Origin of the sequence: Serratia sp. AXJ-M, assembly GCF_046531865.1 — a bacterium.
In the GTDB taxonomy this organism is placed as follows: Bacteria; Pseudomonadota; Gammaproteobacteria; order Enterobacterales; family Enterobacteriaceae; genus Serratia; species Serratia liquefaciens.
The window spans coordinates 4,464,006-4,485,983 of record NZ_CP059394.1 but is presented as its reverse complement, the minus strand read 5'-3'; the positions used below and the strand labels follow the sequence as shown (position 1 = coordinate 4,485,983).

Below are 21,978 nucleotides of genomic sequence, written 5' to 3'. Positions count from 1 at the left end.
GATGCTGCCATGAACAGTGTGTAGGGGGAGGCTCTCTCCTCAGCACAAAGAATAATGTAATAACAATCAGGATATAGGTATTGATGATCATGACTTATGTAAAACGCCGTGGCATATCCAAATTGAGCGCGGTTATCGCTGTTTTGCTAGGTTTTATGACGGCTTGGCAGGTGCAGGGCGCTATTGCTCTGGATCGCACTAGAGTGATTTTTGACGGTGACTTGAAATCCGTAAGTCTTAATATTAGCAACCAAAACAAACAGTTGCCATATTTAGCTCAGGGGTGGCTGGAAGACGAACGGGGGAATAAAATCCTAAGCCCACTGACAGTGCTGCCGCCGGTTCAGCGTATTGAGCCGGGGAAAGCGAGTCAGGTGAAGTTGTTGGCGTTGTCGAAGATCGCACAGCTACCACAGGATCGAGAGACGTTGTATTACTTCAACCTCCGTGAGATCCCACCAAAAAGTAGTAAGCCGAACACGCTGCAGATTGCACTGCAGACGCGGATCAAACTGTTCTATCGCCCGGCGGCCATAGCGCCTCAGCAAAACGCCGCGCCTTGGCAGGAAAAACTGACGCTGACCAAGATAGGGAATACCTACCGCGTCAATAACCCGACACCGTACTACGTAACGATTGTCGATGGCGGCGTCAAAAAAGGGAGCCCGGGCATTACGGGTTTTGAACCGTTGATGTTGCCACCTAAAGGCAACGGCATGCTGAACGTATCTTCAGCGGCTCTGGGGCAAACCCCTGTGTTGACCTATGTGAATGATTACGGTGGGCGTCCGCAGCTCACCTTTACCTGCAGCGGTAGTGAATGCCATGTAGTCATGGATAAACCCTAAAGGTATTTGGAGAGGAAATGGCAATGCAGGGAGCTAAGCATTGTGGGGGGGACGACGGCTATAGTCGCTACCTACATCGCTGGATAGGGTTGATTATTGCGGCGCTGCTGATGGTGTTGCTGACATTGGTTATGATGATGCTATTGATACAACAAGCCCAAGCCGATGGTGGTGAGGTTGATGGTGCCAATGGTGTGCTACTGATCACGGGTTCACTGACGGAAAGTGCCTGTCGACTGGATATGGCGAGTGCTGATCAGGTTGTGAGTCTGGGGAGTTTAGGAACGGCACAGTTACAGCAACCTGGTGATCGCGGTGCCTCAGTATTGCTCGAGTTGCGGCTGAAAGATTGTTTACGTATTCAGACCGGCCAGCGGGATGAGCTCGTGGGAAAAAGAGCCTGGGGAATCGAATATCCCACGGGCACGGTGAGTTTCAGTGCCCTACAAGATGCAGATACGACGGGATTAGTTGAAGTGCAGGGGGCATCGGGTATTGCGCTATTGTTGTCTGACCGTCAGGGAAAACCCGTGAGTCTTGATCTTCCTGGTACGCCACTGATGCTCTCCCCTGGTAATAATGCGTTGGTTTATCGGGTGACACCCGTGCGTACACCCGCTGCGTTGCAAGCCGGCGCATATAGTGCGGTGATCCACTTCCGGCTGTTTTATGAATGAGGTGACTAAGATGGCGGGGAAAAACCTGTGCATGGCAGGTTTGTTGAGCTTATTGGCGTTGTCTGCGCCTTGGGTGATACAGGCCGCCACGGTAACGGTAAAAGTGGTGGTTGTTCAACCACCTCCATGCGTCGTTAATCAAAATCAACCAATAGAAGTGAATTTTGGCGAAGTCAGTACGATGAAGGTTGACGGCAGCAACTATCGTCAAACGATCAGTTATAGCCTCGCATGTAGTGGTGCAGTATCCAACGCTATGAAATTACAAATTAAAGGCAGTGGCGCATTGTTTGATCACGAAGTGCTGCTGACCAATAAGACGGGGTTAGGTATCGCTTTATTACATAACGATATCCGGCTACCTCTTAATCGTTGGGTCAACTTTACTTACCCAAACTCACCGGTATTGGCGTCGGTTCCGGTTAAAGCCGCTGGTGTAACGTTAACCGGGGGGGAATTTAGCGCTGGTGCAACCTTGGCGGTGGATTACCAATGACAAATGCGGGATGAGTCTCATGCAATCTATAAATATGCGCCGATATTGGCATATTCACGCTCTATTGCTGTTGGCTTTGGGGAAGGCTGGGGTGGGGCAGGCAACCGAGATGCAATTTCGGGGCAAACTGATAGAGCCGCCAGTTTGCTCGATTAATGATGACGGGATTGTGGATGTGAACTTTGGCGATCGGTTGGGTGTGAACAAGGTTGATGGCGTGAACTACCGACAAGCCGTGAATTACCGAATTAGCTGTGAGGGGAGTACCGGCACGGACGGCATGACACTTATCTTTAGTGGCGCTGTCAGCACTTTCGATAAGGCAGCACTGCAAACTAGCATGAGTGATCTGGGCATCCGCATTTATCAGAATGATCAACCGATGGCGCCGGGTAGCAAGATTGCCATTAATCCCTCTAGCCCGCCGCAACTGGAGGCGGTGCCAGTACAGCGTCCCGGTGCGGTGTTGAGCGAAGGCCAGTTTGAGGCCACTGCGACCCTGCAGGTTAATTATCAGTAGCAGAGAAATGCATGATAACCATAAAAATGAAACACCATCCTTTGGTGTGTGTTCTGGGGATGTTGACGGTACTAAGTACAACGAGTGCTCTTGCCGAAAAAGACAACCTTCGTTTTCGTGGCGCGTTGGTGGCAGAACCTTGCGTTATCGCACCGGGGGACGAAGAGGTTCAGTTGGCGTTTGGTGTAATCGTCGATAAATATCTTTACCAGAATGTCCGAACGGTTGGAATGCCCTTCGAGCTGCGTCTGGCACAGTGCGACCTGAGTTTAGCCAAATCCATCTCGGTAACGTTTACGACATCGGAAGAGAGCCGTGAGCTGCCAGGGTTGTTGGTTCCCGTTGGTAACGCGAGGGGAATTGCTATAGGGCTGGAAACAGCATCAGGGCAAACCATTAAGCTTGATAAAGCGAGTGAACTTTACCCGCTGACGCAAGGCAGCAACGTGATACATCTCAAAGCTTATGTGCAGGTGGAACCACTGGCATTGGCTAACAGGTCCGTTGTGCTGGGAGCCTTTACCGCGGTGTCCACTTTTCGGTTGACGTATGAATAAGGTGGACAACATCTCCCCGATATAGGTTTTCAACCATATTCTATATTTCTGACTGGTGTTTTCTACGAGAATAATTATGGAAATAAGAAAAATTTCATTACGTATTGGGTGTCTTTTATTTTGTTTTTATACATCCATTTCTTATGGAATGCCCTCTGACTATGGTAGTGGCTATTTTAATGTGTCATCTTTCAATAATTATGAATGGCATATTGATCAGGATGGGTATGCTGTTGTCGATAAGGCCGACTTGTCGCTGCGTGTAAATACAGTGACCAATCCTTGTCTAAGTGCTTTTAATCTCGTTGCTGGTATTGGCCGGTTTGTTTCTTGCCGCGTTGAACGAGAATTGTGCGGAGCCAGATGTGAATATTCAACGTTGTTTGAATCCACTAATATTAATGCGTTGTCAGTGGCCCAATTGAGAAATCTGTTGTCTGCCACGGGTAAGATGGCGTATGTCGGGTCTGCCCAGCAGGGGAGCATGATTTTTATATTGTCAGTGAGCGGCACCTCCGGGAGCTCTAACAACTATCTTCCCAAACAACGTGGAGGAGGAGGTGGTGGTGTTGAAGGTATCCCGATTACACCCGTTGAGCCGCCCACCAGTTGTTTAGCGTCAAGTACGACGCTTGATCATAAGACGTTGAGTGTCGCTGACTTGCAGGGCAATATCGCGACAGGCAACCTGACGATTTCTTGCAATAAAGCAGCCGGAGTGCGACTCAGGATTAATGGCTATAGCCACTCCAGTGGTCTGGCGTTGACTGACGACCGGTCGTTAATATCACACTTAACTCTCAACGGCGCACCGGCAGACAGCGATTTAAATGTCTCGGTACCGAGTTGGCAGGCAGCCACGGTGGTTGTCTATTCGATATTAGAAAAAACTGGAACGACGGTCACACCAGGCACTTATTCGAAAGCATTGATCGTTTTAATGACTATTGATTAGCACAGATAGAACCGCGAATTAATACTCCTTGGGTTATTAACGCTTTCCCTCATTACAATGAGCGGGGATATGTATAGGTTGGGAAAGATATGCGTGTATTATATAAAATAAAGTATTGTGATAATTATTTGTTTCTACTTTTTCTTGTTGTTTCATTTTTTGTTTTTCGCTACTTCCCAAATATGGGAGGGGTGGGATTAAATCTGCCGGTGAATACATTGGTCTATGCTGCCAGCGCAAGCTTGATATTGCTCATATGGCTGCGGATGGTAAGAAGGCGGTCCATAACCATCACTTCGACGTTCCGCTATTTTTTCTTTGGCGGGATTATGTTGAGTATTCCGCTATTGTTTACGCGCCCAGAATGGTTGCCAGCTGCAGCTTGGCGAATGGCGGCGTTTTTTGCTGGCTTGGTGCTCTATTTCTCTTGGCTGCAACTCCCCTTGAACCGTCACTATCGGCGTACTTTATACGTACTGCTGTTACTGCTCGTTGTGCAACAGGCGGGTATGGCGTTATTGCAGCTGTTTGCCCCTGAATGGAGTGGTATGCCGCCGGGAGGACGCCGGGTATCTGGTGTTTTCCAGCAACCTAACGTGCTGGGCAGTTTTATCGCCACCGGGCTGGGGCTAACATTGATGCTCTATCTGCTACCAAGGAAAATGCTGGCGGTTTCGGGTTATGGACGTTATCACCGTTTGGCGCTCGCTTTGCTGCTAGTTTTACTCCCGGCATTACTGATCTGGATACAGTCGAGGGCCGCTTGGTTAGGCTCAGGATTGATGGCGTTGGGTTTCTGTTTGAGTTTCTGGCGGCATCAGCCATTGTTTTGTGCGAAGGCGGTTGGGTTAATGTCCGTGGGGTTGTTGTTGGGGATTATCGTGATGCAGTGGCAGCATAGTGAAATGCTACGCTATATCAGCCATGAGTCATCTAACCACGCGCGATTGTCGATGCTGATGGACACATTGGCAATGATAATCCGGCAACCTTTGAGCGGTTGGGGATACGGTGGTTTCGAATTCAGTTTCCAGCACTTTCGTATTAATCAGAGCCCTCCAACTGCAGTGTTGGAAATCGCTCGGCATCCTCATAACGAAATTTTGTTGTGGTGGGTTGAGGGAGGATTACTTGCTTTAGTGGGCATGGCGATGATCGCTGTGGCGGGAGGACTATTGCTGATACGAGCAATGTATAATGACCGGCAGGCATGGAGGGCTGGGCGAAGTGGAGCCGGAGAAGCAACCGCGCTCTGTTGGGTACTGGTTCCTATCCTGATTCATAGCCAACTTGAATATCCATTTCATATTTCTGCCGCGCATTGGGTACTGTTTTTACTGCTGTTAGCCACATTAGATGGCTTAACGAAAAAGCGTATAGCTTGTCGTCGGGTGGGCAGCGGAATACTGGTAAAAGGGGGAATGCTGGTTATGGCTGTGATGATCATCAGTGTGATGATCGCTGCCTTTCGGGGCGGGATAGAGCTGACGGCGGTTGAACGCAATGGTATGCGCGATATCGAACCACTGAAACAGATGTCACCATTGTCTGCGTGGGTGCATGATGAGCGCAGAGAGTTTGACCTGCAGATTAACGCTTTGATGAGCTATAACCAGACGAATGACGAGTTACTGCTGGTGGAACATGTCACTTGGGCACGGGCCTATTTGTTACGGCGCATTGATGTCAATGTCTACGCCAGCCTGATAACTATCTTACGCCACCAGAGGCGAATGGTGTTGGCTGAACGCTACCGTCTGGAGGCCGCCATGCTATTCCCCGCCGATCGACGCTTTTCTGATGAGCCTTGGTATCAGCAACAGTAATATCCAGCGTGGCTTTGAACAAAAAGCTCAGCAGGGGCTTTTATTCCCGTACTCTGGCTTGTCGTGCTTACGACTCTGAGGTTACGTGTCGTTCGCAAGATTAACCCCCCGGATCTGGCGAGCCGGGGGGCTTTAAACGCTTAGAATGCCACGGAACCCTGCACGAAGAAGGTGCGCGGTTCACCGACGTACTTGCCGAAGTTGTTGTCGTTGGAGCGGGTGAAGTAGCGCTGATCAAACAGGTTTTTCACCCCGGCACCCAGCGTCAGGTTCGACAGCTGCGGCCCGAAGTTATACTCCCCACGCATATTCCACACCATATACCCGGCGATGTTGCCAAACTGGCCGTCGGCGCTTTCCTGCGTGACGTAATCCGGCCCGGTGCCCGGCGAGTGCTGCTTGGACTGGGCATAGCTGTCCAGATTCCACACCCAACTGCCGGTGGCGTAGCGGGTGCCGACGGTATACACCTGGCGCGAATAGAACGGCAAATCCTTACCGGCGAAGTCGCCCTTGTCAGTGCTGGCTTTAGTATAGGTGTAGCTGGTGTAGACGCTTACGCCATCCAGCGCGCGGTTCAGTTCGCTGAGATCGTAGCTGAGCGCCAGCTCGATACCCTTGTGCTTGGTGGCGCCCATGTTGGTCCAGCCGACATCGTTGCTGATGTACTGCAGCTGGTTATCGAAATCGATATAGAACAGCGTGGCCTCGGCTTTGACGATGGTGTCGTCATAACGGGTACCGAATTCATAGGTATGGGCTTTTTCCGCCGTCAGGCCCGGCGCGGGTTGGTTGCCGTTGCCGCCCTTGGTCAGCTGGAAGTACTGCATGCTGCCGAACGAGGTGTTGGCGTTGGCGAACAGCTTCCAGGCGTCGGACATATGGTACATGACGTTCAGTGACGGCAGCGGTTCGCTGTAGCTCTTCTCGCGGCTGATGTTGTTGAACGAATCATCCACATGGGTGCGGATGCTTTCATAGCGCAGGCCCGGCGTAACCGTCCAGTTGCCGACGTTAATGGTGTCGTCAATGTAGAGGGCGTGGGCTGCGGTGCCGCCGGAGGTGTGCTGATAGTAATCCGGCGTTTCCGGCGTAGAACCGATATCTGTCGGGTTGTACCAGGCTGAACGGGACGCTTTTTCATCCATGGTTTCGTTCAGGTAGCGGTAGCCGAGGGTGATCTCGTGCGCCATGTCCCAGAAACGGAATACCTGCGAGTAGCTGGGTTCGATCGCCCAGGTGGAGTAGTGGCGTGGGTAAGACACCATACGCTTCATCCCGGCGTTTTTACCGGTGCCTTCCGATTCGATGCTGCTGCCGCGATAGCTGTCGGTGAAATACGTCAGCACTTCGAACTGCTTGTCGTCTTCCTGGTGCTTATATTTGAACGACATGTCCTTGCGGCGGCCTTCGAACTGGTCCCACGGACGGGTCGACTGGAACGGATTTTGCGCATACTGCGCGCTGCTCAGCCCGCCCGGCATACCGGATTTTGCATCGTAATAGTGGAAATTGGCCAGTAACTCATCACGATCGGTAAACGCATAGCGCGTTTTCAGCATGAAATCGTCGATGTCGGTATTGTCGTTGTTGTCGCGATAGCCCTGGCCGTGCAGGCCGGAATACAGCAGCTCTGCACCGAAACCGTTGTCGGCGGTGCCGCCGAGCGAGGTGCTGGTCAGGGTTTTCAGGCCGCCGTGGCTGGCCCCCTGGGTCTGGACGCTGGCCGCGCCACCGAAGGTTTTGGGGATGTCCTTGGTGACGAAGTTAATCACGCCGCCGACGTTTTGCGGCCCGTAACGCACCGCGCCACCGCCGCGCACCACGTCAACCGATTGCAGGCTGCCAATCGACAGCGGTGCCATCGACAGCTGTGGCTGACCGTAAGGCGCGACCGCCAAGGGGACGCCGTCCATCAAAATGGTGGAGCGAGGTGAAAGGCGCGAAGTCAGGCCACGTACGCCGACGTTGAGCGAAATATCGCTGCCGCCGGTACCGTTGCTGTCGCGCACCTGCACGCCAGGCACGCCGCGCAGGGTATCGGCAATGGTCTGATCGCCTTGTTCATGCATTTGTTGTTCGGTCACGATGGAACGTGCGCCGGGGTGGTTGAGCAACACCGAACTGGTATCCGGGTTATCCAGCCAGTTGCCGACGACGGTAATAGTGTCGGCTGGCGCATCATTTTGAGATTTATTATCAGCAGCAAGGACTGGCATTGCCATGGCAACGGAAGCCGCCAACAGCGAAAGACGAAAAAGAATTGACATAATAATGCCTTAAAAGTTTCGAACCCGGATGTGTTTTTTTAGAAATGACAATCTTAATGATAATTATTGGCAAGTAAATAGCTTTGTTGCGGAATAATTCAACCGGTAAGCAAGTGGCGGGGAAAGGTGTCGGAGCCCGGCCGGCGGGCCCCGAGCGGGGGTTATTTTGCAGTGACCCAAAACACGCCGCTGTAATCCAGCGCGGTGAATTTATGGTGCACCATTTCAATATCCGCTTGCGGATCAATATCTTTAAATAAGTCCGGGTGCAGGAATTTAGCGATGGCCTCGACCGCAATAAAATTCAGCGGCGTGTCATAGAACTGGTGGTAAATCGCCATCACGCGTTTTTCCTTTACCGCCTTCAGCACGTTGAGGCCGGTGCGGTTCATCAGTATCGCCAGCTTTTTCTCTGTGGTGGCGGTATCGGTGGCATAGCCCAAGGGAACCGCCAATGTACCTTTATGACCGCGGCTCCAGTCGGCGCCGGTCATCAGATAGAAATCCGGGTTGCTGGCGATCATCTGTTCCACGTTCACCTCACCGCCCATTTCCGGGAACAGTTTACTGCCGATGTTGTTGCCGCCGGCGGTATCGATAAATTGGCCAAAGCTGCCCTTGCCGAAGGTGTTGCAGCACTGCTCGCCTTTCATGCCGGCGCTGCGTTCGATAAACACGCTGGGGCGCTGTTCCGGCTTCAGCGTAGCCACCCGCTGGCGTACCAGATCCAGACGTTGCTGGTAGAGCTGGATAAAGGCGTCGGCATTTTGCTGCTCGTCAAACACCTTGCCCAACAGTTGCATGCTGGCGACGGTGTTGGTCAGCGGCTGCTGACGGAAGTCGATAATCAGTACCGGGATGCCGATTTTTTCCAACTGGGCCAGCACGCCGCTGTCCTTCAGCTTGCTCAGCAGGCCGATGTCGAAAATGATCAGATCCGGCTTACGGACAACGGCGCTTTCTACGCTGAAATCGCTGACGTAAGGATTATCGAAGGTGGGGATCTGCATCACCTGCGGGAATTTTTTCGCGTAGGCCTCCACCAGATCCGGTGCCTTCACCTTCAGCGAGTTATCCCAGGCGATAATATTTTTCAACGGCTCCTGCGGATGCAGGATATTCAGTGCCAGCAGCGCGCGGGCATCGGCCAGGATCACCCGTTGGGCGGGCTGCTGCAGGGTGACTTCTCGACCCGCGACATCGGTGACGACGATCGGTGCGGCCTGTACGGCGCTGACCATCAGCAGGGCGCAGGCGGCCAGCCAACGGCTGGCTTTGGCAATAAGAACGGCAGGCATGGAGATCCTTGGGCATGGGGTGTTGAATAAAGAGGCTAATGATAATCCATATCCTTTCGCTTTTTGAACACCCCCGTGCGGATATCTTAGGCTTTGCCCATTAGCGGATCGCTGACGCTGTGCTCGCCGTTTTCCAGCCGCCCGGCCATGCGGCGTTGCCAACCGTCAGAGGCCTGCAGTGAAATATCGTACCAACCTCCGCTGGCCCTGGCGTCAAAGGCCTGCTGGTGGCGCTCTCCTGCCGGCAGCTCAATCGACCAGGGGCCGTTTTGCGTATAAGGGCAGCGGGCGATAGTCACGGTTATAGCCTGGCGGGCGGGGTTAGTGAGGGTTAATGACAAGTGGTCGCCTTGCGGCGTCAGGCGGACTTGCGGCTGCGGTTGCCCAATGGCGCCGCGCAGTTCACGATGAAAGCCGTTCGGGCCCAGCAGCCACAGGTGATACTGATCCGTCACGGACCAGTTATCGCTGAGCGCTTTGCCGGCCTCGACGGTATAGCGCCGTGGGATCTGGTTCAAATCCAACCGGTCGTAAACGTGAAATACCACCCCCTGTGCCCCGGTGTTGTACAGGTTGAGCGTCAGTAATTGCTGGCCGGGGGAGAGAGTTTCTTCAACATGCAATTGGTAAGGCAGGGCGCGTGAAGGGCGCGCCAGCCGTGCCTGATGCGGCAACTGTTGTTTGTCTGCTGCCGGCAGAGGCACCTGCGGCAATTGCTCCTGCCGCTGGCGCAGGCTGTCGGCGGAATGGCGGCTGGTGGCGGGCAGGTTGGGCAAGGTTTCCCCGTTGGGATCGACAAAGTTGAAGGCCGAAGTGAGATCGCCACATACCGCGCGTCGCCAGGCGCTGATATTGGGCTCGTGTACCTGGAAGCGCTTCTCGAGAAATTGCAGCACTGAAGTGTGGTCGAACACCTGTGAATTAACCCAGCCACCGCGGCTCCAGGGCGACAGCACCAGCATGGGCACACGCGGGCCGGGGCCATAGATGCGGCCGTCCGGCGGCGGTTGTTCCTGTGAGCCTGGCGGGGCGACATGCTGAAAGATTTCACTGTCGAACGGCACCGTCGATTTACCGGCGAAGGTGCCATCTTCACGCAGTGACGGTGCGGAGGGCGACGGCATATGATCGAAGAAGCCGTCGTTCTCGTCGTAATTGAGCAGCAGCACGGTTTTACTCCACACCTCGGGATTCTCCGTCAGCGCATTGAGGATCTCCTGGGTAAACCACCCACCCTGCACCGGGCTGGAAGGCCCGGGGTGTTCCGAGTAGGCCGCCGGAGCGATGATCCAGCTTACCTGCGGCAATTTGCCTTGCTGCACGTCGGCGCGGAAACCGGCCAACATGGCCTCTAAATCGTTGCCGTCCGCCGCCGGCAGCGTATTGCCATTGCCTTTGTATAACGGCGCTTGGGCGTTCAGCTTGTCGCGGTAGGGGACAAAGGCAGTAAAGTCCTTCGGCGGCTGCGCCGGATTGCCCACTTTCACGCTGGCCGCACGGTACTGACGGAACCCCGCCAAAGGGTTGTCGGTGAAGTTATCCGGTAAAAACTGGTAGACCTTCCAACTGACGCCGCTGGCTTCCAGCCGTTCGGGATAGGTTTGCCATTGGTAGCCTACGTCGGGTGGGCCTGGGCTGTCCCATTCGTTGACCACTACGGCGACCTCGGCTGCCGTCGGACCGTTAGTGCCGGTCCAGTGGAACAAGCGATTGGTGTTAGTGCCGGCGTGGATCGAGCAATGATAGGCGTCGCACAGGGTGAAGGTTTCGGCCAGGGCAAACTGGAAGGGCAGCTCATGCCGACGGTAATAACCCATCGAGGTCGGCGTTTTGTAGGTTGGCCAGGCGCTCATGCGGCCGCTGTCCCAGGCAGCTTGCTCATCCACCCACGAGTGCGGCGTGCCGCTCACCCGCTGGGCATTGCCACGTTTGCTGTCCAGATGGTAAGGCAGCACCAGTCGATCTTCCCCTTGCTGTTGCCAGACGTGACGGTTGTCGGGCAAAGGAATGGTTATGCGATCGCTAAAGCCGCGTACGCCGGGCAGCGTGCCGAAGTAATGGTCGAAGGAACGGTTTTCCTGCATCAGGATCACCACGTGTTCGACATCGTTGATGGTGCCGGTACGGTTATTGGCTGGGATCGCCAAGGCTTTGCGGATCGACGCGGGTAACAGTGAAAAAGCCGATCCGATGGCGGCAGCCCGCAGTATTTCTCTGCGCGAAAAGTCAGGCATGCGTCGTTAAACTCCCTGAGGTTTGTTTTGAAGATAGTTGCTAACGACGGTAATAGCGAAAAATAACAAGGAGATGAACAGGGGAAAAATAATGCCCCGCATGGGGGCATTGATGGGGAAGCTTATTGTCGGATCAGACGACCGAGGGTTGGCGCCGTTTCGAAGTCGCTACGGAACGGGTTGATGTCCAGGCCGCCGCGGCGGGTATAGCGGGCAAAAACGCTGAGCTTTTCCGGTTGGCAGCTTTGCTTGATGTCGTTGAAAATGCGCTCGACACACTGCTCGTGGAACTCGTTATGCTGGCGGAAGGAGATTAGGTAGCGCAGCAGGCGCTCGCGATCGATTTTCCGGCCCTGATAGTGGATCACCACGCTGCCCCAGTCCGGCTGGTTGGTGACCAGACAGTTGGATTTCAGCAGGTTGGACGACAGGGTTTCGGTCACGATGTCCCCATGTTGGTCTGCTGCACCGTGCAGATATTCCGGCTTAAAGTCGAAATCATCGACGGCAATATCCAGATCGTCGATATTGATGCCCGGCAGGCTATCGATCTGCGGCGAATATCCGTCCAGACCCGGATAGAGCTTAACCCCAACCTGGCCGTTTGCCGCTTGCGACAGGTCTTTTTGCATCGCGGCACTCACCTGTTCCACGCTGTCGAAGCGTGTCTGGTTAAAGCTGTTGAGATAAAGTTTGAATGACTTGGACTCGATCAGGTTGGTGGAAGAATGGGGCAGGGTGAATTCACCAATGCCCACCACCGGCTTGCCTTTGGCGTTGAGCCAGGAAAGCTCGAAGGCGGTCCACAGATCAAAGCCGCTGAACGGCAGGTTTTGTTCATCTACACCGATCAGATCCCGACCGCGTGAGCGTGGCAGGGCCTCGAGCAATTCGGGAGCGTACTGGTCCGGATAATCGGAGTTTGCGCCAAGATGGGTGATTTTATCTTGTTTTTTGATATGCATATTCATTGCTCCTTGCATGATCGGTATTGATATAGCGGTTAAACAGGCTGCGAGCGGCGTAAATCGGCCCGACACCCACCAGGGCGTAGACCACCTTGATCAAGAATTGTGACAGGATCATGGTCTTGATGATATCCCAGCTCAGAACGTTGTAGAACGCCAGCGTGCAAAACACCACGCTATCGATGGCCGAGGCGACCACGGTGCTGGTGATCACGCGCACAAACAGGTAGCGGGAGTTGGTCAGCTCTTTGATTTTGCACAGCAGGTAAGAGTTGACGTTCTCGGAGATTAAATAGGCCGCAGACGACGCCACCAGGACCGCCATGATGCTGTGGACGATGCCGTCATAGGTCTTGCTGAATTCCCATTGCGGAATACTGGGTACCAAGGTGGTGACCCAGACGCCCAGCACGAAAATCAGGTTTGCCATAAACGAGATGATGATGGTGCGCCTGGCCAGTCGCAGCCCGTAAAACTCGTTCAGAATATCCACCAGGATAAAGGTGAGGGGGTAAATAAAAATCGCCGGGGGAGTGATGAGGTTCAATGCGGGAATTTGAATCGGTTTGACGCCACACAGGGTTGAGAAGATATAAATCACGCTGAGTGCGACGGTAATGATCAGATAGGCGTACCACGATCGTTCATGGCGATCGCTGAGCTCATAGGCGGTTTGCTGCTGATTGTTACCGTAGATTTTGCGGTACAGCGCCTGCAGCTCATGCCGGCTCAGATCTTCCGATATTTCGCTGTCGGCCAGCTCATTGAGCCCCATGGTGATGGTTTTGCCGGTGGCCAATATCATGACATTGGCGGCGAGGGTGCCATGCCGGGTAAAGCCCAATAGCTTGAACTTTTGATTCGGTTCCATTTATAGCCGTTCTCCAAAGATATAACCCAGGAATTGCACGGTATCCTGATGATTTTTTTCCATGCAGTAATCTTCTTTGTCGTTAACCACAAAGAAGCCATTTTTTCCCGAGTGATACAATAAAGGCGAATCGCAAACCAGCACCGGCGGGCGTTTTATAATAATCACCTCGCCTGGAATAAATGAACCTTTTATTTCGGTCTCTATTTTCATTGCTACCATATTTGACTCATCGCCGAAGAAATAAGTCAAAGGGAACTCCGTTACCAACTGACCGACTTTCCAACCGGCAACTGCTAAAAAACGCGACTGAGGAATAACGGGCACTGCGGACGGGTTTTTATTGCCTTCGGTAGAGAGCGTTTCATTGAGCAGTTCCAGCTTGGCCAGATCATAATCTTCGATCTCTTCACAGGAAACGCCAAAGAAATCTGAAATCCGATTGATGGTGGCCTGCTGCACGTTGTTAACCCGGCCGTCGAGAATTTTATAGATGGTGGTACGCGTCAGGCCAGTGCGGTTAGAGAAGGATGCTTTAGTTTCGCCCCGGGTGCGCATCAGATATTCAATATTCTTAATGATGTTGATTTTGCGCTGCGCGTTAGTGGTCTTCATAAGCATTCCTTACAATATTCTGGCCGGCATTACTATATCGCACGCGCCGACATTGTCCAGAACTGACGCTGAGGCTGGGGTGGTAACCGGCTGATTAATCATTGGAAATGGGCTTTGATCTCTCACGTATCATGCCAACTGATGCTTTTATCATGATGAGTAAAATGTAAAACAAAGGTAATTAAATATAAATCAATTGGTTAGGTTTAAGACTGGAGAAAGTGGACACAAAAGTGGGTTTTGTGTCTACTTTTGTGTTGACCACGGTGGTTTCCGTGAGCTACTGTTCATCCACACTGAAGTGTTTCTTGACGGTCAAAACGGTTAATAAACGATTGTCTGACAACTTCTATAATAAAAAGCTCGGGGAGGGAGGCGTTTCCATTCTCTGGGTATTAAAGGATGTTTTAGCTACCGACACCAGGGATCCCCACTACGTCTTCTGTTTTACCTTCACAGTAAAAAACCCGCTTTCGTATTGATGCCAGTCGGCTTTTTAGCCGACCGATATCAATTTGTTGCGCCTAAAAAAGGTGGCGACAACTTAATCAAAAACCCTTTCTGTACCGATTACCCCCACTCCCCAGCGCGGGAGAGTAGGGATATCAATCAGCTTTGCGCAGGCGCAGTTTTCTGAGAACGGCTCGTGGCCAACTTAAATACCCAATAGATCAGGCTGGCAGCCAGCAGAGAGTTGATGGTCGGCACGCCCCACTCAGTCACCAAGCCGACAATGCTGCCGACGATGCTGGCGATGATCGCCGCCCAGCCGATAGTCGGCGTCTGGTCCGGCAATTTCCCTTCTCGACGGCTCTCGTCGAGAATTTTACGGTGAGTACGCAGCAGATAATAATCCACCAGCATGACGCCGATAATCGGCGGGAACACCACGCCAAGCACCGTCAGGAAGTCGACGAAGCGGTCGAGGATCCCCAGTACCGACAATGTGGTGCCCAGCACGCCGATCACCAGGGTGGTGGCGGTGTACTTCAGTCTTTTGCCCGTCATGCCTTCGACGGCGTTAACGATGCCCAGCGAAGAGGAATACAGGTTGAGGTCGTTAACCCTGAGGGTAGAGAACACCACGACCAGCAGGCCTGCACCACCGGCGACCTGTGACATGATGGTGACCACATCCGCCGTGCCCAGCGTTTTGGCGATCAGTATCGCCAGGCCGTTAACCACGAATTCCCCGGCAATGATGGTGAAAATGGTGACGCCAAAGACATGCTTGCCGTTCCTGGAGTAGCGCGTCAGATCCGGCGTCATCAGGCTGGCGACAATCGCACCGCCGACCACGATAGTTATACCGGCGCTGATCGACAGCGGTTCGCCTGGTGGCACCAATTGGATAATTTCAGGCAGATTGTGGCCGGTGAGGGTGATGATGGAGATATAGGCCACCAGCATAATAAACATCGGTACCGCAATCCTGGCGGCGATACGCAAGGCTTTAAAGCCGAACGCCACCAGAATGGTCAGCAGGGTGCCGGACAGACCGGCCGCCAGACCAAAGCCCAGCTTGTTCCCCAACGCGAAATCCAGCGACTTGGCGAAGATGGCGTTTTGAATGCCAAACCAGCCCAGCAGGCTGACGGCCACTACCACCCCGATCAACACCGATCCGAGTCGCCCAAAGCCGCACCAACGGGCCAACAGGCTGCCGGAGATCCCTTCGCGCATGCCCGCCAGGCCCAGGCCATAGGTCACCACGCCAAAGATCAGGCTGCCGATGAAAATGGCGGTAAATGCATCGAGCAGCGTCATGGAGTGGCCGAGTACGGCACCGAGCATAAACTGATCGAGCGCGGTCAGCATGCCCATATGCACTATGGCTACGCTTAAAAACGAGACTCTTTTATCCTGAGGTACCCGGGTTAACGGATAGTCTTCGATTTTGATCACGGTGAGGTATTCCTTGCTATTTAAATAAACTGGATGCCTTTAGCTATCAGGCGATCGGGAATGTAGCTGTCCAGCTGAGCATATTTGCAAAATTCCTCAAACTGCTGCTGTGTGTGGACATCAGATTTTTGATAAATGTTATATATTCTATTTTCTATGGTCTTATTGCTGATGTTATATATTTTGGCGATTTCTTTCACCGACAGCCGTTGCAGCATTAAAAATATAACGTCCAGCTCAGCCCGGGTAAAAATGGTGCTGTTGGTTTCTGTGGTCAGTACGCTGGGTTTTTGATGGTTGATATAGTTAAGCGGGGATAAGGTGTTAAGCGGTTTGGCGTTCCACATTACCCCGAAGACTTCTTTCTTGTCGTTGTAGATAGGCAGTTTTTCGCTGATAAACGGTGTCAGGCTGTCTTTCCCGTACCAATAATGTGTTTCTATCACGGCAACCCGATCCCGCGAGATCTCGGTCATTTTGTCATGTTCAACAAAATCGGCTGCAGATTCGGCCCAGTCGGCGGGGAACTCGTCGTCTCGTTTACCGGCTATATCAAAATTTAATGGCGTATTGGTATAGAGGTAGGCGGCCCGGTTCATGTAAAGATGACGGGATGCCAGGTCCTTGATGCCCCATGGCTCACTTAAGTGCTCCATCATGGCAATCAGGCCTTTCAAATAGAATTCATTACTTTTATCGGGCGAATCCATTCTGACCTCACCGACTGGAATTGGGTTAAATCTTTTTCGCCAGGTAGTGACGCGTATGCTGTTTGGCATAGTCGCCTAAGTTGCCGTAAACCTGATAGCCCAATTTTTCATAAAAGCCGCGGGCCTGAAAATCGAAAGTATCGACATAGGCCATGTGGCAACCGCGTTTCTTGGCCTCTTCTTCGGCCTGTACCATCAGTTGACGGCCATAACCGCTTTTACGGTATTGGTCGCTGACCCAAAGATACTGCACTTCAAGCCCGCCCCACCAGGTTCTGGCAACCAGTCCGGCAACGATTTTACCCTCGTCATCGGTGACGGTCAGGAATAAGGGGTGGATATCGACGGGTTCAATTTTGGCGTTGTGGGCCCAAAGACTGTCAATCACAAATTCTTCGTCTTTCGGGTTCGGTTGGTCGGTAATATTGATATTCATCGTTATAATATAATTCCCTGTGATAATTATTAGGCGGTGCAATCAAACGGAGGTTACTCCAACCGGTTTAACTATCACTTTTCATAATGTATTACAAGGGTGGTTTTCACCCGTTCCCGTCACGTACTCAAGGGGCTATATTAGCTGCGACAGGGCCAGAAAATAACGTAATACGCGGTAATAAATAGCCTTTGGTCCTGCTCAGTCTATCTATTCCTATTGTGCCTCACCAGGGCCCCATCCAGGAAATACATTAGCTATTCAGGCTCCACCGGTAGAGCAAGTTAACTTGCCAAAGGGGAGCCGCCGCGTACAGCCTTTTCCCAGAACCCGCTTTTAAAGCCTTATTTACCCGCCGCCTCGCCTTTGGCTATGCCTTCCAAAGCCGGCGGTATGGCCGCACCGAACATTGTCCCATGGTCTAAACCGGGCCATTCCCGATAGTCAACCTTAAGTCCGTCAAGTGTCGCCAGCCGTGTGGCCAGGCCATGAGCCGCATCTGCGGGTAACTGACTCTGCCTGATAATCGGCGGGGCTTCACGCATTTTCTCCGCACCGCCGATCCACAACTGCAAATGGGCGGACAAAGACGGATGCCTATCCATAACACGTTGCGCTTCTTGCAGGATAAAGCCTTTCCCCCACCACAGCGAAGGTTCCACCGCGATGTAATTCTGGAAAGTAGCAGGTTGGGTTAACAGAGTATGCAGAACGAAAAGGCCACCATAAGAGTGCCCCCACAGCGTTTGCTGCTGCGGGTTAACGGTGACCTGAGCGGCAACGGCAGGCTTAATCTGGGTTTCGATCAGTTTAAGGAAAGCGTCTGCACCGCCATGGGGCTGCTTTCCTGAACCTTGTTGCGAAGCCGGTGTGTAGTCGTAACTGCGGCCTCTGGAGTCGATACGCAGATCGTTGTCATAGCTGAGTAGCACCAGAACCGGCGGCTGTTTTTGTACGGCAAGCTGAGCCAGCAACTGGGCGTTCAACTCCATCAATACTGCGTTGCCGTCCAGGAAGTAGATAACCGGATAGCCGCCCAAGGGCGGAGCAATGCGCGGTTTTATTATGCGGACACGATAACGGCGCTGACCGTCCGCCGAAGTGAAGCGCAGATCGCTGAATTGATAATCAGGCGATTTTGAATCGACCAGGGTTGTGCCGATTTTACGTTCCAGATCGGGCCTGGCCTGCGCCAGCATGGGGGGAGCCAACGCCGATAATCAGCGCGATAACGAGGGTGAGACAGCGACGATAAGACGATGGCATGCTGGATTCTGTTTATCAAGAAAAGGGGATATTAGCATTTATGTTGGGAAGCAAAAAACCTGTCTTTCGACCCTATCTTTGCATAGGAAGCCGACCTTGGACGGCCGGCGTTAGCGGTGGTTGTACCATCATCCTGTAAAAGAGGTGTTGGCCGGGGAGGAAATTCCTTTAAGGAGCTAAACCCCGGCCAACTCTGACATCAGTCAGAAGTGCATTTTAGAAAAGATATTTCACGCCAAGCGCAGCCTGGGTGTCGCTGTAGCCTGTATCCCCCATTTGTTGCCCAATGTTTGCCCACAGATTCAGATTGTTACCGAGTTGCCCTTCCACACCTGTTTTTATTTCGCCGATGTGGCGAGTGCCGGCCATAGAGACCCTGGTGTCATCCAGGGTTACGCCGAAGTTTTTACTGTTATGGAGCCAGTTGGCTTCGACAAAGGGTTGGAATGTCCGATCTTTACCTTCGTCGATAGCGCTGTGCCCTTTAAGGTACGCCTTGACGCCAAGACGGGTACGGATGTTGTTTTGCCCGTCGCCCTGCACGCGAGTTCCATTGGATTCGGTATGTTCCTTCGCTTTCACGCCCATCCAGGTAACCTGAGCCTGAGGTTGTAACCAGAAGGTTCTGATCATGCCCTGGCGGCTCTTGCTTTCACCGAGAAGGAAGCTGTAACCGCTGGCTAATGATGCGGTAAATCCACGGGATTTATATTTCTCGGCGTTGAGGTTATCGCCATTCACTTCGTTGTTAAACCATTGGTATTGCAGCCAGCCATCCATGTAAAGACCAGACTTATTTGCCGCATTCGCATACCAGGTGCTGTAAATGCCGGTGGAGTAGCCATCAATGTTCCCACGTGAGCCGTAGCCGGTAACTGATGAGTGTGTATGGCTTTTCTGGTTGGCATAGCCTGACATTACACCGAGGTGGTAACGGTTAAGTCCATCAGTGCTCCACTGAGCGAGATCGGCACCCAACTGCACCACATAACGGTTGGCCTGAGTCTTGTTCTGACCATCAGCCATCTGGCTGCGTTGATGCCCACCCTGATTACGCAACCACATGCTGGTCACTTTTTTCTCACCGGTAAGCACGTCGGTGTACTGAGTTTCACCCAAACGGTCGTGCAGCGAGAGAGTAAATAGCGTATTGGCGGCCAGCATATTCGTGGCATAGCTGCCTGCTTCTGGGCGGAAGATATGCTCAGTGGGACGTTCTGGTTCCAGAGGGTATACCGGCGAAATCGGTTTTGCGGGGTCCCCCGGTATTACAGGCTCCGCTGGCGTTACAGGTTTTTCCTGCGTCCCAGGGTCTACAGGGGGGATAACAGGTTTTTCTTCCGATATGCCGGGGGAGACAGGGTTTGTCTGCGTGCTGGACAGATACCAGTTTTTGTTTTTCTTCACCAACTCGTAATCATAGGCACCGGCAGCAATACGTCCTGTTTTGGTGAAAACGCCTTCAGACTTTCCGCCGACGGAAATCAGCTCAATGCCTTCGACAGTTTGTGCGCCGCCGCCGCCGGCCTTATTTACCTGAACGTTTGAATTACCCGCCGAGTCACCGGTGATCACCAGCCGGTCCGTTTGCGACTTATCGTCACCCAGCAGGGTATTGAAGATCAGAGTGCCATTGTTACCGGTGTAGTTTTGGGTGGTGAGTGTTTTAAACTGCCCGCCGGTCGGGGGTGAGAAGGCAAGGGTGCCGGCGTTGCTGACAGATTGTGATACGGTTGAATTACCGGTTACCGTCCATACGCCGCCTTGGTCGAGGGTCATATTAGTGGCATTTTTGGCTGCCCCGGTAAGCGTGGCATCTTCCAGCCTGACCGATACCACGTTTTCTGGGGCGGCCATGATATCACCATAGAGGCTGGATTTTTGTGCAGTGAGATTGACAACGCCATGTTCACCGGGATCTGCGTCAAAGGAGGTAATCAGCAGGCCGCTGCCGGAGCGTGGGGCAATGACATTTTTAAACGTCACATCCAACGCGGCTCCGTAGGAAATCAGAATACTCCCCAGGGAAGACTTCAGCGTGCTGTCAGTTATGCTGACAGTACTGACATCATTATCTTTGGATAGTGTGTCTCTATTGGCAAAAATAACAGCGGCATTTTTCCCTTCTGTCTGGATTTGAGTATTAGTGGTGGTCATCCGGCCGCCGTTATATATGATCAGGCCGTGAGCGAGTTCACCGGTTGTTGTTATACTTCCGCCAACCAGAGTTATTTCTCCTTTGTTGCCGGCACCGGCACCTACAGAATTGAGCCCCTGTGTTTCTATGGCCACATTAATTGCAGATGCAGATGAGCCTTCATCTGCAGCTCCTATCCCGAGGCTTTTGTCACCGAAAGTTTTTATCGTACCGCCGTTGATGGCGACTTTGCCGCTTTTATAGGCCACCGCGCCATATGAGGCATTTCCGGTTGTTTCGGTGTTTACGTTAAACGTCTCAATAGCAGCACTATTATCCTTGGCCAGGATCCCCACGCTTTCTTCACCGGCGGTTTTTATGCTGCTATCACGAACAGTGACTTTGGCATTATTCAGAGCCACTGCCCCTACAGAGTTGTCCCCGGTGATTTCGATGGCTAATTTAGCAACCTCAGCGGATGATCCCGTATCAGTAACGGCAATACCGTGGCTGTTTATATCTGTGGTTTTTATCGTACTGCCGTTGATGATGAGCTTTCCGCTTTGATATGCGGCTACACCATAAGAATCCTTACCTGTTGTTTCTATACTGGCATCGGAGATTTCAATGGATGAATCAGCATCTTTGACATAGACCCCATAACTTTTGTCTCCTGTGGTTTTTATACTCCCGGCGCTGACGATGGTTTTCCCGCCCTGGTAAGCTGCCGCACCATAGGCTTCTTTACCACTTGTTTCTACGGCGACATCAGATGCCTTAACGGAACTGTCGACGCCAACTGCCTGGAGCCCATCGCTCATCTCACCCGCAGTTTTTATACTGCCGCCGCTCAGGGCTACTGTCGCAGCATCCTGAGCCATAGCCCCTTTTGTGCCATTTCCTCTGATATCCAGCGTGGTGCCCGTGGTGTTGATAGTCGAACCGTTACCAGACGCCATAAGCCCAGACCCCATATTTCCAAGGGTGGTAATACTTCCATCCGTCAGTGATATATGCGACTGGTCAAGGGCAATCACCCCAGTTTTATAATCTGAATTAGCGGTAAGTACAGTTATATTTTTTCCTGTGATAGAACTATCCTTTCCAGAGGAAATAATGATATCGAATGTTTTGTTCTCTACATCGATTTGCTTACCATTATTGACAATAAGCATTTCTGCCAAAGCATTCGGCAGGCCAGGTAAAAAACACGAAGTGCCTAGTATTAATGCGCCATTAATGGCGTAAGATATTCTTTTAACTTTAAAACTTAACATGGTATTAACGTCCCTTATGTTAACATATATATGATTGATATTTTATTTGATTGAGGGAGAGTTGGCCGAAGAATAGGGTGGTAATGCATTTGTTTTTTGAGGCTGATTGTTA

General features: G+C 52.4%; 18 protein-coding genes. 7 read left to right on the top strand and 11 right to left on the bottom strand.

The window, feature by feature from the left end:
• Nucleotides 1-155 precede the first annotated feature (155 nt).
• The 7 genes from H0S68_RS20965 to H0S68_RS20935 all read left to right on the top strand — a co-directional run bounded on the left by H0S68_RS20965 (nt 156) and on the right by H0S68_RS20935 (nt 5,879).
• Nucleotides 156-848 carry a fimbria/pilus periplasmic chaperone gene (locus H0S68_RS20965; protein ID WP_269813943.1) on the top strand — a complete coding sequence of 231 codons (693 nt, stop codon included), beginning with the start codon at nt 156-158 and terminating at the stop codon, nt 846-848.
• 17 nt (nt 849-865) lie between these two features.
• On the top strand, nt 866-1,525 hold the full coding sequence (locus tag H0S68_RS20960; RefSeq protein WP_232807859.1) for a fimbrial protein: 660 nt from the start codon (nt 866-868) through the stop codon (nt 1,523-1,525).
• A gap of 10 nt (nt 1,526-1,535) precedes the next feature.
• On the top strand, nt 1,536-2,021 hold the full coding sequence (locus tag H0S68_RS20955; protein ID WP_260679799.1) for a fimbrial protein: 486 nt from the start codon (nt 1,536-1,538) through the stop codon (nt 2,019-2,021).
• A gap of 19 nt (nt 2,022-2,040) precedes the next feature.
• A complete protein-coding gene (locus tag H0S68_RS20950) occupies nt 2,041-2,541 on the top strand; it encodes a fimbrial protein (protein WP_262255760.1) in 501 nt (166 codons plus the stop codon).
• An 11-nt stretch (nt 2,542-2,552) separates the two neighbouring features.
• Nucleotides 2,553-3,098, top strand: coding sequence for a fimbrial protein (locus H0S68_RS20945; RefSeq protein WP_232807857.1), 546 nt, complete (start codon nt 2,553-2,555; stop codon nt 3,096-3,098).
• 76 nt (nt 3,099-3,174) lie between these two features.
• On the top strand, nt 3,175-4,053 hold the full coding sequence (locus tag H0S68_RS20940) for a hypothetical protein (protein WP_130016521.1): 879 nt from the start codon (nt 3,175-3,177) through the stop codon (nt 4,051-4,053).
• 89 nt (nt 4,054-4,142) lie between these two features.
• The gene (locus tag H0S68_RS20935; RefSeq protein WP_232807856.1) at nt 4,143-5,879 is read left to right on the top strand and encodes a PglL family O-oligosaccharyltransferase; all 1,737 of its coding nucleotides are present in this window, start codon (nt 4,143-4,145) and stop codon (nt 5,877-5,879) included.
• 140 nt (nt 5,880-6,019) lie between these two features.
• Here the strand turns inward: H0S68_RS20935 and H0S68_RS20930 are convergent, their stop codons facing one another.
• The 11 genes from H0S68_RS20930 to H0S68_RS20880 all read right to left on the bottom strand — a co-directional run bounded on the left by H0S68_RS20930 (nt 6,020) and on the right by H0S68_RS20880 (nt 21,866).
• Nucleotides 6,020-8,149, bottom strand: a complete 2,130-nt coding sequence (locus tag H0S68_RS20930) for a TonB-dependent receptor family protein (protein ID WP_201896007.1) — start codon at nt 8,147-8,149, stop codon at nt 6,020-6,022.
• Between the two features lie 161 nt (nt 8,150-8,310).
• Nucleotides 8,311-9,390: an ABC transporter substrate-binding protein gene (locus H0S68_RS20925; RefSeq protein ID WP_408988247.1), complete on the bottom strand. Its 1,080-nt coding sequence runs from the start codon at nt 9,388-9,390 to the stop codon at nt 8,311-8,313.
• A gap of 143 nt (nt 9,391-9,533) precedes the next feature.
• Nucleotides 9,534-11,681: a phosphocholine-specific phospholipase C gene (locus H0S68_RS20920; RefSeq protein ID WP_410528999.1), complete on the bottom strand. Its 2,148-nt coding sequence runs from the start codon at nt 11,679-11,681 to the stop codon at nt 9,534-9,536.
• Between the two features lie 122 nt (nt 11,682-11,803).
• Nucleotides 11,804-12,646: an NADPH-dependent 7-cyano-7-deazaguanine reductase QueF gene (gene queF, locus H0S68_RS20915; RefSeq protein ID WP_020828623.1), complete on the bottom strand. Its 843-nt coding sequence runs from the start codon at nt 12,644-12,646 to the stop codon at nt 11,804-11,806.
• Complete coding sequence (locus tag H0S68_RS20910) at nt 12,624-13,520, bottom strand: queuosine precursor transporter (protein ID WP_020828622.1); 897 nt, start codon at nt 13,518-13,520, stop codon at nt 12,624-12,626. The genes queF and H0S68_RS20910 overlap by 23 nt, the downstream gene beginning before the upstream one ends.
• Nucleotides 13,521-14,135 (bottom strand): helix-turn-helix domain-containing protein, encoded by a 615-nt coding sequence (locus H0S68_RS20905; protein ID WP_048759767.1) that lies wholly within the window; start codon nt 14,133-14,135, stop codon nt 13,521-13,523.
• Between the two features lie 609 nt (nt 14,136-14,744).
• Nucleotides 14,745-16,040, bottom strand: coding sequence for a cytosine permease (locus tag H0S68_RS20900; RefSeq protein ID WP_410528998.1), 1,296 nt, complete (start codon nt 16,038-16,040; stop codon nt 14,745-14,747).
• A 20-nt stretch (nt 16,041-16,060) separates the two neighbouring features.
• Nucleotides 16,061-16,750, bottom strand: coding sequence for a helix-turn-helix transcriptional regulator (locus tag H0S68_RS20895; RefSeq protein WP_020828619.1), 690 nt, complete (start codon nt 16,748-16,750; stop codon nt 16,061-16,063).
• A 25-nt stretch (nt 16,751-16,775) separates the two neighbouring features.
• Nucleotides 16,776-17,186 carry a GNAT family N-acetyltransferase gene (locus tag H0S68_RS20890; RefSeq protein ID WP_020828618.1) on the bottom strand — a complete coding sequence of 137 codons (411 nt, stop codon included), beginning with the start codon at nt 17,184-17,186 and terminating at the stop codon, nt 16,776-16,778.
• Nucleotides 17,187-17,530: 344 nt separating this feature from the next.
• On the bottom strand, nt 17,531-18,385 hold the full coding sequence (locus tag H0S68_RS20885; RefSeq protein WP_410528997.1) for an alpha/beta hydrolase: 855 nt from the start codon (nt 18,383-18,385) through the stop codon (nt 17,531-17,533).
• Between the two features lie 283 nt (nt 18,386-18,668).
• Nucleotides 18,669-21,866: an autotransporter outer membrane beta-barrel domain-containing protein gene (locus tag H0S68_RS20880; protein WP_410528996.1), complete on the bottom strand. Its 3,198-nt coding sequence runs from the start codon at nt 21,864-21,866 to the stop codon at nt 18,669-18,671.
• Nucleotides 21,867-21,978 lie beyond the last annotated feature (112 nt).